Raw genomic sequence first — 14764 nt, forward strand, 5'->3', positions numbered from 1 at the left:
AAGAATTTTACCATAAAAGAATTTAAGAAGCGGCTAAAACATTTTTTCGTTTTTCTCGTGGTTTAGGTAGATTTTACCATAAAAGAATTTAAGAAGCGGCTAAAACCAGTTTGTTAATTAGTTTATCTAAAAGTTGATTTTACCATAAAAGAATTTAAGAAGCGGCTAAAACCTCGTCTGGGTGTAATACAGCCTGTGTCACATTTTACCATAAAAGAATTTAAGAAGCGGCTAAAACTAGCTCTTATAACTTCTGCTTTGCTAAGAATTTTACCATAAAAGAATTTAAGAAGCGGCTAAAACCCCATCGAAATCTTTAATCAATGTTTTAAAATTTTACCATAAAAGAATTTAAGAAGCGGCTAAAACTGTCGTCTATATTAAGATACATCATAGAATATTTTACCATAAAAGAATTTAAGAAGCGGCTAAAACCGAATTTTCTCGTGAATGTCATTTTAGCGTATTTTACCATAAAAGAATTTAAGAAGCGGCTAAAACAAGATAACGTAAAGTATGTTCGTTCATAGAATTTTACCATAAAAGAATTTAAGAAGCGGCTAAAACCCATGATAACCGTTTAGCGTTTTGGCTGATATTTTACCATAAAAGAATTTAAGAAGCGGCTAAAACACGAAATTCATATTTTTATTTGTTTAAAAAATTTTACCATAAAAGAATTTAAGAAGCGGCTAAAACTAAATCTAAACTCACATATTGATTAGTTTCATTTTACCATAAAAGAATTTAAGAAGCGGCTAAAACAAACCCACAATTAAAAGCAGCGAGAGAGATATTTTACCATAAAAGAATTTAAGAAGCGGCTAAAACCGCCCCGTGTTCCACAATTACTGAAACACTATTTTACCATAAAAGAATTTAAGAAGCGGCTAAAACCTAAATAGCTCTCTGGCTATTTCTGTGTTGATTTTACCATAAAAGAATTTAAGAAGCGGCTAAAACTTGGTTAAAATAGTCGCGGGTATATCTTGATTTTACCATAAAAGAATTTAAGAAGCGGCTAAAACCTTTACTTTTAAATGCCTTAGCGCAATGTCATTTTACCATAAAAGAATTTAAGAAGCGGCTAAAACTGTGAATCATACCTATATTAGAGGCAAGAAATTTTACCATAAAAGAATTTAAGAAGCGGCTAAAACAATGCATGTTGTAAAATTTTATACACAATAATTTTACCATAAAAGAATTTAAGAAGCGGCTAAAACTTACGCTCTTGGCGGTAATATGCCCGGATAATTTTACCATAAAAGAATTTAAGAAGCGGCTAAAACTTGCTGTCATATCTGTTGCCATGTCGTCAATTTTACCATAAAAGAATTTAAGAAGCGGCTAAAACGAGCAAGCATAAGTCATTATGGAATCCTAGAGTGAAAATCTATAATTTATCAAAACATTCTGAAGCCAAGCAAAATACACTTATCAAAGTAAGGCAAGACACACATTGCTTTAATGTCGCCGTCAATCCCAATGTCTCGCAAGGTTTCATAATAACGAATATCAAATTGTAAATGACTATTTGCAGTCGTTGAGATTCCTACGCCGTTTTGCTCGTTAAAATAAATAAACCAAGAAATTTTGCTAAAGACTAGCACGAGTGCGTGGAGTTGATTTAAGGATTCCTTTTCTTTGGGGGTTAAGGAATGATAACCCTCACGACTTACAACAATGCGATGACGAAAACGCACGAAATTTCGCGCAAGGGTTTGTTTATGCACTTGAGCATAAAATTGGTCAAAACTCATAAAATTGGGTTGTATTAAAGAAGTATTGGAATCTTGCGCATTGAGCAACAAAGGGAAAGATATAAGAAATAAAAGCCGATTCAAACGCGCCCCGAGATTCTGCAATAGAATCCCAGAGGCAAAACTAAAGCGTCTCAACAATATTTTGAAATTGCTGATAGAATGTTTGGTGTGCATTTTGAAGCGAAAGAGAGATTTTGTCTATTTGGAGTGCTGCACCGTCAAGTGTTGCAATTTTTGTCAAAGTCAAATTAGAATCCTCTAGCAAAGAGGAAAGATTCTTGAGATTTTGAGGCTCTAGGGCAACCAAAACTTGTGTAGGTGCTTCACCAAACCATTCGCTAAAACTAAGATTTGCCACACTTTGAACTCCGATATTGCCCCTTATGCACGCTTTAGCTAGAGCCAATGCTAAGCCACCTTGATAAATATCCACAGCAGCCTTTAATAATCCGTGTTCGTTCGCGGTATTTAATGCACTCCATAAAAACAGCTCGTCTTTTAGACTGATTCTTGCAATTTCGCTTTTGAAAGAATTGCCAAAATATTTTGCTACTAAGCTTGCGCCAAATTGTGGTTGAATGTCTCGTGGAGCTAACCGATAAACTTCTAATCCTGCTTCATTAAAATGAGATTGCAAAACATTATCTACCGCATCAATGACGCCAACGCCTGCAATGCTTGGGGTAGGATAAATGTCTTTACCATTGGTTTGATTGTATAAGCTGACATTTCCACTCACAACAGGAGTATTTAAGGCTTTGCAGGCTTCTTTGATTCCCTCGCAAGATTCTTTGAATTGCCACATTACTTCGGGATTTTCTGGACTTCCGAAGTTTAAACAATCCGTAATTGCTAAAGCGCGTCCTCCGCGTAAAGCAATGTCGCGTCCGACTTTTGCGACAGCTTGCTTTGCACCTTCTTTTGGGTCAAGAAAGCATAATCGGCTTTGGCACGCGACACTCATTCCCAAGCCTTTGCCATTTTCTTTGACGCGAATCACACTTGCGCCTCCTGCGCCACTAGGGATAATCGTGTTGGTTTGCACGCTAGAATCGTATTGAGTATAAACCCAAGCTTTATCGCAAATCTCTGGACTTTTAAGCAAAGATTCAAAGACTTTTTGGGTGTCTTGTGTCTCTAAACTTTGTTTATCTAAAGGCGCAATAGAATCTAAATAATGTGGATTCTCACTTATTGGGCGACGCAAGAGGGGAGCTTTTTCACTAAGCGGAGCGATAGGAATCTCTGCGCATTTTTCATTATACCAGAAGAGCTCCATTTTGCCACTATTGGTAACTTCACCGATAATTGCGCAATCTAGTTCCCATTTAGAAAAGATTTCTATAATTTTTGCTTCGCAACCCTTTTTAGCACAAATGAGCATTCTCTCTTGTGATTCACTGAGCATAAGTTCATAGGGAGTCATTCCACTTTCACGCATAGGCACTTTATCTAGGTGCATTATCATACCGCTTCCGCTTCGTCCTGCCATCTCAAAGCTAGAGCTTGTAAGTCCTGCTGCTCCCATATCTTGGATTCCTACAATTAAATCTTGTTGGAATAATTCTAGGCAAGCTTCTAAAAGTAGCTTTTCGGTAAAGGGGTCGCCCACTTGGACGGTGGGACGAAGAGATTTAGAATCTTCGCTAAAAGAATCGCTGCTCATCACTGCACCGCCCAAGCCATCGCGTCCTGTTTTAGAGCCAACATAAATGACAGGATTGCCAATTCCCTCTGCTTTTCCATAGAAAATTTCATCATTTTTAACGATTCCAAGAGAAAAGGCATTCACGAGAATATTTCCCTCATAACTTGGCTCAAAACTCATTTCGCCCCCAATGGTTGGCACGCCCATACAATTACCATAACCACCAATTCCTGCGACAACACCGCGCAATAAGTAGCGATGTTTTGCGCCCATAGAATCTTTTTTAGTAATATCTCCAAAACGAATAGAGTTAAGGCTTGCTACTACTCTAGCTCCCATTGTGAAAATATCTCGCATAATTCCACCTACGCCTGTTGCCGCACCAGCGTAAGGCTCAATGAAGCTTGGGTGATTGTGGGATTCCATTTTAAACACTGCTCCATAGCCTCCGCCAATATCAATAATACCGGCATTTTCTCCCGGTCCTTGAATCACCCAAGGTGCGCGGGTAGGAAAACCATTGAGATAGATTTTGCTAGATTTATAGCTACAATGCTCGCTCCACATTGCTGAAAAAATGCCAAGTTCTACTAGATTTGGTTCTCGCCCCAAAATACTTAGAATCTTGTCGTAATCCTCTTGCGTGAGTTTGTGTTGTTTTAAAACTTGGGATAGATTTTCCATTTTTTTCCTTAAAACATAGTATGCGATTTTGTGTGCATTTTAGTGTGTAAAATTTACAAAATAAATGAAAGTTTATCAAATGACGCATAAAGTATAGATAAACTAAGATTGAGATAAAGTTAAATTGAGTAGAATATACGCGTTTTATTTCATAAAACAATTTTTATGCAGGAATTTCAAGGAGAAATTTAAGATGAAATACATCAAGTTTTTCAAAGAGTTAAACAACAAAGATGTCCCTATCGTTGGGGGAAAGAATGCAAGTATTGGAGAGATGTTTCAAGAGCTTGTGCCAATGGGAATCAAAGTCCCAAATGGTTTTGCAATTACAAGTGAAGCATATTGGTATTTGCTAGATAGTGCAGGGATTCGAGAGAAAATCAAAGAATTGCTTGATGGGATTGATGTAACTGAAATTGATGTATTAAATGTTCGCTCTAAAAAAATTCGCGATATGATTTTTGGTACTCCATTGCCAGAGGATTTGCGTGAAGAGATTTTAGAAGCTTATAAAATCTTAAGTGCAGAATATAAAATGGAAGAAGCAGATGTTGCGGTGAGGAGTTCCGCAACTGCCGAGGATTTGCCTGATGCAAGTTTCGCAGGGCAACAGGATACTTATTTGAGTGTGCAAGGACAAACAGAATTAATCCACTATGTGAAATCTTGCCTTGCTTCTCTCTTTACCGAAAGAGCAGTGAGTTATCGTGCTTCAAGAGGGTTTGACCATTTCAAAGTCGCCTTATCTGTCGGGGTGCAAAAAATGGTGCGTTCTGATAAGGGAAGCTCTGGAGTTATGTTTAGTATTGATACCGAAACAGGGTTCAAAGATGCGGTGTTTATCACTTCTAGTTGGGGATTGGGTGAAAATGTTGTAGGCGGAACAGTGAATCCTGATGAATTTTATGTTTTCAAGCCCTCTTTGGAATTAGGCAAGCGTCCTATTTTGAAACGTCAATTAGGATTTAAGAATATTAAAATGGTTTATGCTGCGCCGGGAGCTAAACACCCAACTAAAAACATTGAAACCACAGAAGAAGAATTAAAAAGTTTTTCACTAGAAGATGATGAAGTGCTGACTTTAGCGCGTTATGCAATTTTGATTGAAAGACATTATTCCAAAGAAGCAGGCGAATATCGTCCAATGGATATGGAATGGGCAAAAGACGGAAATAGTGGTGAGATTTTCATCGTGCAAGCGCGTCCTGAAACCGTACAAAGCCAAAAAATGAAAAAACAAAGCAATACCTTTGAAAAATACTTCTTCAAAGATAAATGCGCAAAAGAAATTCTGCTGACAGGCAAGGCTGTTGGAGGCAAAATAGGAACAGGTAGGATTCGCGTGATTGATAGTATTTCTAATATGGGAGAATTAAAACAAGGTGAAATCCTCGTTACAGACAATACTGACCCAGATTGGGAGCCTGCGATGAAAAAAGCGGCGGCGGTTATTACAAATCGTGGTGGGCGTACTTGCCACGCTGCGATTGTAGCGCGTGAAATTGGTGTGCCTGCAATTGTGGGAGCAGTAGGAGCAACAGAGAAACTAGAAACAGGTATGGAAGTTACCGTTTCTTGCGCAGAAGGGGAAGATGGCTTTGTTTATGAGGGGGTTTATGAATATGAAATAGAAACCATTGACTTAAGCACTCTTGAGCAGCCTAAAACCAAAGTTTATATGAATATTGGGAATCCCGAAAAAGCATTTTCATTTTCTATGATTCCAAATAATGGTGTAGGGCTCGCTAGAATGGAGTTTATCATTAATAATTACATTAAAGCACACCCTTTAGCCCTCGTGGATTTGCACAATGGGAACAAAGAATTTGAGGGGATAGAGGGCGTGAAAGAAATTATGTCAGGCTACACTAATCCAAAGGATTTCTTTATCAAAAAAATTGCTGAGGGTGTAGGAATGATTACTGCTGCTTTCTATCCAAAGCCTGTGATTGTGCGCACAAGCGACTTTAAATCCAATGAATATTGTCGTATGGTAGGGGGGAAAAGCTATGAACCACACGAAGAAAACCCAATGATTGGATATAGAGGAGCGAGCCGCTATTATTCCGAACAATATCGTCAAGCTTTTGAATGGGAATGTCAAGCACTCGCAATGGCAAGAAATGAAATGGGATTCTCCAATATGAAGATTATGATTCCATTCTTAAGAACGCCAGAAGAGGGACGCAGAGTGCTTGACATTATGCGCAAAAATGGTTTAGTGCAAGGTGAAAATGGCTTAGAAATTTATGTAATGTGTGAGTTGCCTGTAAATGTCATTTTGGCAGATGAGTTTTTGCAACTCTTTGATGGATTCTCCATTGGTTCTAATGACTTGACGCAACTGACACTAGGAGTAGATAGAGATGGTGAGCTTGTGAGCCATATCTTTGATGAACGCAATCTAGCGTTATTGAAAATGTTTAAAATGGCGATTGAAGCTTGCAAGAAACACAATAAGTATTGCGGAATCTGTGGGCAAGCTCCAAGCGACTATCCAGAAATTGCAGAATTTTTGGTAGAAAATGGCATTACTTCTATTTCGCTCAATCCAGATTCTATGATAGAAACTTGGGATAGAATCGTCCAGCTTGAAAAGAAACTCGGAATCTCTTAAGAATAAGCGGAGCTTTTGAGCTCTGCTTGCTTTAAAAAACCTGAAAAAATAAATTAAACTTCATTTTTGAAATACTTTTTATTTTGGCATTGTATAATACTTGTTATTTTAGACTTTAAGGATTCGTTTGAAACTCGCAGTGTTTGACTTTGATTCTACTTTAATGGATGGGGAGACGATTGATTTACTTGCGCGTGCAAATCATAGTGAAGCGGAGGTAAGTCAAATCACCAAAGAAGCAATGGCAGGCAAATTAGACTTTCACGATAGCTTAAAAAGACGCGTGGCAACTTTAAAAGGTATGCCTTTAGAAAAAGTATATCAGGTGTGCAATCATTTGTGTTACAATCTAGGGGCAAAAGAGTTAATTGAGGAGTTAAAAAAACGCAATTACAAGATTGTAGTTTTTAGTGGCGGTTTTGATGAGGGAGTGAGTGCAGGGCAAAAAGCATTGGGCTATGATATGTATTTTTGTAACACTCTGCACCGAAAAGACAATGTATTGACAGGAGAAGTAGGGGGCGAGATGATGTTTGCGTATTCCAAAGGGCGTATGCTTGAGAAGCTGCAAATTTTGCTTAATGCGACTTATGAGACGACAATCGTGATTGGCGATGGAGCAAACGATGTTTCTATGTTTAAATATGCAAGCAAAAAGGTAGCGTTTTGCGCCAATCAGGTGCTACAAGAAGCAGCAAATATCATCATTACTCAAAAGAATCTTATGTTACTTACAGCTTATTTGGATTAAGGAGAGAATATGCAAGAGAGTGCTTTACTTTCGCTTTGGTGTGATTTTATAGAAAGAGATTTCTTAGAAAACGATTTTGTTAAGATGATTGAGGGGGATTTGGTGGAAGGTGCGACAAGCAATCCAACAATCTTTCAGCAAGCTTTTTTGAGCGAAAGTTACCAAGCCCAAAAAGATTCCCTAAAGGGTAAGAGTGCAAAAGAAATCTATGAAGCACTCGCCAAGACCGACATTCAACGCGCTGCAGAATTACTTGAACCACTTTATAATGCGAATCCTAACGATGGCTACATTAGTATTGAAGTAGATCCTAATCTGTGCGAGGATACAAAGGCGACTATTGAAGAGGGTGTGCGATTATTCAATGATATTGGCTATCCTAATGTAATGATTAAGATTCCAGCGACAAAAGCCGGCTTTGGAGCAATGGAGGAATTGATTGCGCAAGGAATTTCTGTTAATGCGACTTTAGTTTTCAGTAAAGAACAAGTTGTGGGTTGTATGGAGGCATTTAAGAAAGGCTATGAGCGATTAAAAAATACGAGCAAAAAAGAGTTTAAAGATTATCCACGTGCGGTTGTTAGTATTTTTGTCTCTCGCTTTGATCGTAAATGCGATTCTATTCTGCAAGAACACGGGATTCCAAGTGCGACATTGGGGATTAAAAATGCGCAATATTTGTATCATATCTTAAATAGTTATTCCCTTTCAGGAGTGCGAGCACTTTTTGCCAGCACAGGCGTTAAGGGCGAGGATTTAGAGCCAGCATATTATATCAAAGAGCTTTACCACCCTTATGCAATCAATACCGCACCACTTACCGCGTTAAAGGCTTTTGTGGAATTAGACGAGATAGAAGAAGCTTATTTGCCAAATTTAGAGGAATTAGAAGAATATTTTGCCATTGTCAAAGAAGCAGGAATAGACTTGAATAAGGTTAGCAAGGAACTCTTGGAGCAGGGTTTGCAAGATTTCAAGGTAGCCTTTGAAAAGATTTTGTCAAGTTTGGAATAAATTTAAATTAAGTTTTAAAAAAATCCGCTATAATGGCGAGTTTATTTTAATTTTAAGGATACGAAATGTTAAGTGGAATAATTAGAGAGAGTATTTCTAAGTCTGATGTCAAGGCTTTAAGAAAAAATGGTTATCTAATTGCCAACATTTATGGAAAAGGCAAAGAAAATATCCATTGTGCTTTTAAGCGTAATGCTTTTATTCGCGAAGTCAAAAGCAAAACAGATTTAATCTTTGAAGTAGAAGTTGGCACACAAAAATATCCTGTTGTCATTCAAGAATATCAAAAAGACCCAGTTACAAGCGAAATTATCCATGTGGATTTAATGCTAGCACAACAAGGTGTGGAGGCAAAATATTCTGTCAAAGTTCGCACGGTTGGCACACCCAAAGGGCTTAAAAACAAGGGTGTTTTGATGATGTCTAAAAAACGTATTAAAGTCAAATCTAAACCTGAAAATTTGCCTAAAGAATACGCAATCAATGTAGCAGATTTAGATGTAGGTGATGTTGTGCTTGTGCGAGATTTGCCAGCATTTGATGGTGTGAAGATTGTGGAACGCGATGATGTTGCGATTGTTGGTGTGATAAAATCTCGCTAAAATGTTTTTAATCGTAGGTTTAGGGAATCCGGGTAAAAAATATCAAAATAACCGCCATAACATAGGCTTTAGGGTTTTGGATTCCTTAATCTCTTCTATTGGTGCAAGTAGGCAAAGTGATAAAAACTTTCAAGGTGAAGTCTATAAATCCAATCAACTCTTATTTTTAAAACCCCAAACTTTTATGAATTTATCGGGCGAATCTGTGCAGAGCGTTAAAAATTTTTATAAAATTGTTCATTTTGCTGTTGTGCATGATGAGCTAGATTTGCCTTTTGGAGCAGTGAAGTTTAAATTTGGTGGAGGAAATGGGGGGCATAATGGATTGAAGTCCATTGATTCTTTATGCGGCAATGAGTATTATAGAATCCGCTATGGAATCAGCAAACCTAAGATAAAATCCGAGGTAAGCCATTGGGTTTTGAGTGATTTTGATACACAAGAGGAATCTACCAATCCAACCCTCATTGAACATTGTGCCAAAGCAGCTTTAGAAATCTCCAAGCTAGAATCGCCCAAAGAGTTGGCAAGCAAAATTTCTAGTCTTTTTACTCTAACTCCAAAATCCTCTGATATGGAATCACAAAAGATTCCTGAAGTAACCAAATGAGTTTATTTTTTCGCTATATTGGATTGTTGTATTTAAAATACTTTTTCTTTTTGTTTGTCTCTTTGGAATGCTTTTTTGTTGTGATTGACTTAGTAAAATATTTGGACGATTTACCGAGTTCTGCTAATTTAATCGTTCTTTTACTGGCTTATGATTTTATGTATGCAAGCCAATTTATTTTGCCTCTCTCATTGGTATTATCGCAAATTGTATTGATGATTGTTTTGCTTAAAAGTTCGCAATGGACTGCATTTTTAGCACTTGGATATTCAAAGTTAAAAATTTTCTTACCCATTTTTACTCTTAGTTTTTTGATAACATTTTTCTTTATTGCTCTCAATGCGACACCCTTTGCTTATGCAAAAGAGCAAATAGATTTAATTATTGACCAAGGATTATTGAGTGATTACAAGAGAAATTTATTTGTAAAATACAACAATACTTATATTTATTTTGAAAAGATTTTCCCCTTATTGCAAAGTGCGGAGGGTGTGCATATATATGAATTTGACAAGGAATATAATTTTGTTTTGCGCATAATGGAATCTCCTAAGGCATTTTTCAATGGTGAGGAGTGGAATCTGCAAAATGTTACAATTACAAATCTTGAGGATAATTTGCAGATTGGACAAAATCCATTAATAATTCAAGAGAAAGAAACTTATACAACCTTAAATGGATTTAAGCCTAAGATTTTGGAGAATATCTACGAAAAAAATGGTAGCACCTCTATCCTAGATGCGTATGAAGCAATTTCGCTTTTTAATGCGCAGGGAGTCAATACGCAAAAAATTCGCGGTTTGCTGTATAACTTGATATTTTTTCCGCTTTTTTCACCCTTAATGATGATTTGTTTGAGTAATTTCACTCCCAATTCTAATCGTTACACTAATTTGGGTTTGATGACATTAAGTATGATTTTAGGAATCTTGATAAGTTGGGGGATTTTTTTTAGTTTTTCAAGATTGTCTATTAGTGGATTCTTGCAGCCAGAGTTTAGCATTTTGTTGCCGATTTTTGCATTGTTTTTAATGAGCTTATTTGTCTTGTTGAGAATGTCAAAGGAATAATTATAAATCATAATATAAGGAGTAGGGTATGACAGCACTTTTGAGTGTAAGCGATAAGAGCGGAATTGTAGAATTTGCGCAAGAATTAGTGAAATTGGGATATGAGATTCTATCCACAGGGGGGACATTAAAGGTTTTAAAAGAAAACAATGTCCAAGCATTAGATGTTGCGCAATACACACAAAGTCCAGAAATGTTTGATGGACGCGTAAAAACCTTGCATCCTAAGATTCACGGAGGGATTCTGCACCGCCGCAATCATAAAGAAGATGTTGCAAAAGCACAAGAATTTGGAATCCGCGATATTTCCTTAGTGTGCGTGAATTTGTATCCATTTAAGGCTACGATTGAGCGCACAAATGATTTTGCGGAAATCATTGAAAACATTGATATTGGCGGTCCTTCAATGGTAAGGGCTGCGGCAAAGAACTTTGAATCTGTTCTGATTCTGACGAATCCTAAGGATTACCAAGAAGTCTTAACGCGCCTTAAGAATAATCAAAACACATTGGAATTTCGCCAAAGTATGATGATAAAAGCTTTTGAACATACTGCAAGTTATGATTGTATGATTGCAAACTATATGAACCAACGTTTTAAAGGTGGGTTTGGCGATTCTCATTTTATTAGCGGAAAGCTCGTCAGCCCTACGCATTATGGGGAAAATCCCCACCAAAAAGGCGCGTATTATGAATTTGGCGATTTCTATTCCACGACTTTTAAAAGACTCAAAGGAGAAATTAGCTTCAATAATCTAACGGATATTAATAGCGCAGTCAAAATCGCCTCTAGCTTTGGCGAGCGTCCCTGTGTGTGCATTGTCAAACACGCCAATCCTTGCGGATTTGCACTAAAAGATAATTTGGTAGAATCCTATGTAGAAGCACTCAAATGCGATTCTATCTCTGCTTTTGGCGGTGTGGTAGCAGTCAATGGAATCGTGGATTTGGAACTCGCACAAGAGATTAATAAAATATTCATTGAAGTCTTAGTCGCGCCAGAGATTACACCAGAAGCTTTGGCACTTTTTGAGACGAAGAAAAAAATCAAACTTTTCACTTGTGGGGGTAAATATTTAAAATTCCCTAAAGATAAACAAGATTTTAAACATATTGAGGGAGGGTTTGTCTTGCAGGATTCCGATAAGATTGCATTAGAGGAAGTGAAAAATGCGCAGTGCGTTAGCCAAAAAGTCGCAAACAAAGCGCAAATGCAAGATTTAGAAATCGCTTATAAAGTCGCAAGTTTAGTAAAATCTAATTGTGTAGTGTATGTGAAAGATTCCGCAATGGTAGCCGTTGGTATGGGAATGACAAGTCGCGTAGATGCCGCAAAAGCTGCCATTAGAAAGGCACAAGAAATGGGATTGGATTTGAGAGGTTGCGTTTTGGCAAGTGAAGCATTTTTTCCTTTTAAAGATAGTATTGAGGAGGCGCACAAAGTCGGTGTAAGTGCTATCATTGAACCCGGTGGCAGTATCCGAGATGAAGAAGTGATTGAATGTGCAAATGCCAATGGAATCGCACTTTATTTCACAGGTAAGCGACACTTTCTGCATTGATTGCAGAATCGCAAAGTGATTAAATAGCCACACAAAATATTAATTTTTGGAATGCAAAGATTCAAAAGTGGCTTGTGCGAGTGTTTGAGAAAGCACTTGCATTAATTCTTCTAAGGTGGCATTATGGATTGCTTCAAAATTACCAAAATAAGACAAAAGCCTATTTTGTGTCGCTTTGCCGATACCCTTGATTTCTAAAATCTTAGATTTTTTCATTGTTTTTTGTTTTTGTTTTTGGTGGAAAGTAATTGCGAAGCGGTGTGCCTCATCACGTAGTTTTTGAAGGAATTGCAAACGTTTATCACTAGAGGGGAGACGATATTCCTGCAAAAGTTCATCACGCAAAATATCCTTTGCCGCTCCTTTAGCGCGGTGGGCTTTGTGGTCTAGCTTTTCCTTTGCGATTCCAATTACCTCTAAATTCACGCCTGCACTGCTTAATAAGTCTTTTGCCAAATTAATTTGTCCAGCCCCTCCATCTAAAACCCACAAATCCGGGGGTGATTCTTTGGCAAAATCTGCGATTCTACGTTCTAGCATTTCGCGCATTTGTGAATATTCATCTGAACCTTTTAATAAATAATGCCGATAAGATTCTTTGATAAAAGTTTTGTTTTCATATACAATCATTGCGCCAACGCATTGCTGCCCTTTGTGGTGCGAGGTGTCAAAAACTTCAAAACGTAAAGGAATGTTTTGTAGGTTGAAGAGTGATTTTAACGCCTCAAGCACTTCTTCTTCATCATTTTTTTGCAAGCGCAAGACTTCTTTACCATTTTGTATAGCAAGTTCGCATAATCTCCTTTTTTCTCCGCTTTTGGGATTATGCAATGGAATCTTTTTGTGGAATTTTTGTTGCAAGAAATTTTCTAGCTCTCTTGCAATCTCTCCCAAGTCAAAAGGAATCAAGATTTGTTTGGGCTTCAGGGGTAAATCACTATCATAATAATTAATTAACGCTTGTTTATAAATTTCACTTTCATCAAATCCCATTTCACTTTTAATCATCTGTGTTGCGCTAGAGACGATTCTGCCCTTACGCATAAAAAACTTTACCAAAACCGCACTTTTTCCCTCACAAACCAATGCAAAGACATCTAAATCCTCTAGGCGAGCAAAATCAACTGATGAAATCGTATGGAGTTGTTGAATCTTTGCGATTTTATCTCGTAAAGCCCCCGCTTCTTCAAAACGTAAATTTTCGGCTAGAAAGAGCATTTTTCCTTCTAATTTTGTAAGGATTTTTTTAGGATTCTCAATGCAGTCTAGCGCATTGTGTAAAATGGAATGATAAGATTCTATGCTAACCCTCCCTTCGCAAGGAGCTAAACAGCGTTTGATTTGATAGAACAAACAGGCTTTTTTGCCTTGTTTGCAAGATTCTTTTTGCACAAGAGGAAAGATTTCATAAAGACATTCTAGCAAGTCGCGCGCGCCGCTAGAATAAGGTCCAAAATAATGTAAGCCTTGCGTTTTTTTCAAGACTTTTCTTGTAAGAATGATACGTGGAAAATCCTCTTGCATATCTACACAAAGATAAGGATAGGTTTTGTCATCACGCAAGAGAATGTTGTATTTGGGCTTGAGTTGCTTAATCAGTGAATTTTCCAAAATCAATGCGTCATTCTCATTTTCTACAATAAGATAACGAATCATTGCGATTTGCTGCACCATTTTTGCGATTCTTAGGCTCAAATTGGGAGCAGGGGCGAGTGTGGGAGTGAAGCGAAAATAGCTTTTGACGCGATTTTTGAGATTCTTTGCTTTGCCAACATAAAGCAATCTTCCCTCGCTATCAAAATAATGATAAACTCCGCTTTTATCTGGAATCTTTTTTAATGTTTCTAAAACCTTATCAGAAAGTGGCGTAAGTTTAGGATTGGTTGTTTTGGATTCCATTAAGTCTCTTAAGCCTCAAGGGATTCTTGATTTTTTAGGATTGCTTGGCGGATATTTTCAAAGATTTTATGGATTTCTTTATCCTGTGCATAATTGATAAAGTTACCGCAAGAGAGCTCACCATAACATTGTTGTGTTGCATTTTCTTGTAATGCTTGCACTTCCTTTTGATAAGCATTATAGGTTACGAAATATTTAATCTCTCGCACTTCTAAAAGATTAGATTTTTCCTTTTGGTAAGTTTTGAGAAGTTGTTTTATGAGGGAGATTTTATGATAAAATTCTTGTTTAAAAGCAGGGTGTCTAAGAGCCAAAAATAAAATATCGTTTTGGATATAGCCAAAAGCAATTCCGCTTTTAATAGTAAGGGGAAGCAAGCGAATAAAACGATTCACTTGGTTGATTTCACGATATTTGTAATAACAAGGAGCACTAAAGAGATGCGACAAAATTTCCGATACATTTTTCATTTTTTAATTATAGCACAGATTTTTTGTCTAAGTTTTTTAAGCGCAGGTTGTGGCTTTAAAGATGACCCTTTC

Annotated in this window: 11 protein-coding genes and 1 CRISPR repeat array; of the genes, 7 read left to right on the forward strand and 4 right to left on the reverse strand. The window is 37.2% G+C overall.

From position 1 onward, the window contains the following. The first annotated feature begins 4 nt into the window (after nucleotides 1-4). Nucleotides 5-1357: direct repeats of the CRISPR family, unit length 36 nt; unit sequence ATTTTACCATAAAAGAATTTAAGAAGCGGCTAAAAC. 49 nt (nucleotides 1358-1406) lie between these two features. Together HDT10_RS02555 and purL are read right to left on the reverse strand one after the other, a co-directional pair. Then, entirely contained in the window at nucleotides 1407-1868 is a 462-nt protein-coding gene (locus HDT10_RS02555) for a hypothetical protein (protein ID WP_290879630.1), read from the reverse strand. Between the two features lie 19 nt (nucleotides 1869-1887). Beyond that, complete coding sequence (gene purL, locus HDT10_RS02560; RefSeq protein ID WP_290879631.1) at nucleotides 1888-4098, reverse strand: phosphoribosylformylglycinamidine synthase subunit PurL; 2211 nt, start codon at nucleotides 4096-4098, stop codon at nucleotides 1888-1890. A 193-nt stretch (nucleotides 4099-4291) separates the two neighbouring features. Here purL and ppsA point away from each other — a divergent pair, with 193 nt between their 5' ends. From ppsA to purH, 7 genes are all read left to right on the forward strand, one after another. Beyond that, nucleotides 4292-6715, forward strand: a complete 2424-nt coding sequence (ppsA, locus tag HDT10_RS02565; RefSeq protein WP_290879633.1) for a pyruvate, water dikinase — start codon at nucleotides 4292-4294, stop codon at nucleotides 6713-6715. Nucleotides 6716-6842: 127 nt separating this feature from the next. Then, on the forward strand, nucleotides 6843-7466 hold the full coding sequence (serB, locus tag HDT10_RS02570) for a phosphoserine phosphatase SerB (RefSeq protein ID WP_290879635.1): 624 nt from the start codon (nucleotides 6843-6845) through the stop codon (nucleotides 7464-7466). A gap of 9 nt (nucleotides 7467-7475) precedes the next feature. Next, nucleotides 7476-8480, forward strand: coding sequence for a transaldolase (locus tag HDT10_RS02575; RefSeq protein WP_290879638.1), 1005 nt, complete (start codon nucleotides 7476-7478; stop codon nucleotides 8478-8480). Nucleotides 8481-8545: 65 nt separating this feature from the next. Beyond that, nucleotides 8546-9082, forward strand: coding sequence for a 50S ribosomal protein L25/general stress protein Ctc (locus HDT10_RS02580; RefSeq protein ID WP_290879640.1), 537 nt, complete (start codon nucleotides 8546-8548; stop codon nucleotides 9080-9082). 1 nt (nucleotide 9083) lies between these two features. After that, on the forward strand, nucleotides 9084-9692 hold the full coding sequence (gene pth / locus HDT10_RS02585; protein ID WP_290879643.1) for an aminoacyl-tRNA hydrolase: 609 nt from the start codon (nucleotides 9084-9086) through the stop codon (nucleotides 9690-9692). Further along, the gene (locus HDT10_RS02590; protein WP_290879644.1) at nucleotides 9689-10762 is read left to right on the forward strand and encodes an LptF/LptG family permease; all 1074 of its coding nucleotides are present in this window, start codon (nucleotides 9689-9691) and stop codon (nucleotides 10760-10762) included. The genes pth and HDT10_RS02590 overlap by 4 nt, the downstream gene beginning before the upstream one ends. A 28-nt stretch (nucleotides 10763-10790) precedes the next feature. Further along, nucleotides 10791-12323: a bifunctional phosphoribosylaminoimidazolecarboxamide formyltransferase/IMP cyclohydrolase gene (gene purH / locus HDT10_RS02595; protein ID WP_290879647.1), complete on the forward strand. Its 1533-nt coding sequence runs from the start codon at nucleotides 10791-10793 to the stop codon at nucleotides 12321-12323. A 39-nt stretch (nucleotides 12324-12362) separates the two neighbouring features. Here purH and uvrC read toward each other — a convergent pair whose 3' ends face one another. Continuing rightward, nucleotides 12363-14222, reverse strand: a complete 1860-nt coding sequence (gene uvrC, locus HDT10_RS02600) for an excinuclease ABC subunit UvrC (protein ID WP_290879648.1) — start codon at nucleotides 14220-14222, stop codon at nucleotides 12363-12365. A gap of 8 nt (nucleotides 14223-14230) precedes the next feature. Further along, entirely contained in the window at nucleotides 14231-14692 is a 462-nt protein-coding gene (locus tag HDT10_RS02605) for a hypothetical protein (RefSeq protein ID WP_290879650.1), read from the reverse strand. Between the last annotated feature and the right edge of the window lie 72 nt (nucleotides 14693-14764).

Origin of the sequence: Helicobacter sp., from assembly GCF_014799995.1 — a bacterium.
In the GTDB taxonomy this organism is placed as follows: Bacteria; Campylobacterota; Campylobacteria; order Campylobacterales; family Helicobacteraceae; genus Helicobacter_D.

Bases quoted from the DNA above. Each gene is read 5' to 3' on its own strand.
- purL (WP_290879631.1), bottom strand. From the start codon at position 4,098: ATGGAAAATCTATCCCAAGTTTTAAAACAACACAAACTCACGCAAGAG.
- ppsA (WP_290879633.1), top strand. From the start codon at position 4,292: ATGAAATACATCAAGTTTTTCAAAGAGTTAAACAACAAAGATGTCCCT.
- HDT10_RS02575 (WP_290879638.1), top strand. From the start codon at position 7,476: ATGCAAGAGAGTGCTTTACTTTCGCTTTGGTGTGATTTTATAGAAAGA.
- HDT10_RS02580 (WP_290879640.1), top strand. From the start codon at position 8,546: ATGTTAAGTGGAATAATTAGAGAGAGTATTTCTAAGTCTGATGTCAAG.
- pth (WP_290879643.1), top strand. From the start codon at position 9,084: ATGTTTTTAATCGTAGGTTTAGGGAATCCGGGTAAAAAATATCAAAAT.
- HDT10_RS02590 (WP_290879644.1), top strand. From the start codon at position 9,689: ATGAGTTTATTTTTTCGCTATATTGGATTGTTGTATTTAAAATACTTT.
- purH (WP_290879647.1), top strand. From the start codon at position 10,791: ATGACAGCACTTTTGAGTGTAAGCGATAAGAGCGGAATTGTAGAATTT.
- uvrC (WP_290879648.1), bottom strand. From the start codon at position 14,222: ATGGAATCCAAAACAACCAATCCTAAACTTACGCCACTTTCTGATAAG.
- HDT10_RS02605 (WP_290879650.1), bottom strand. From the start codon at position 14,692: ATGAAAAATGTATCGGAAATTTTGTCGCATCTCTTTAGTGCTCCTTGT.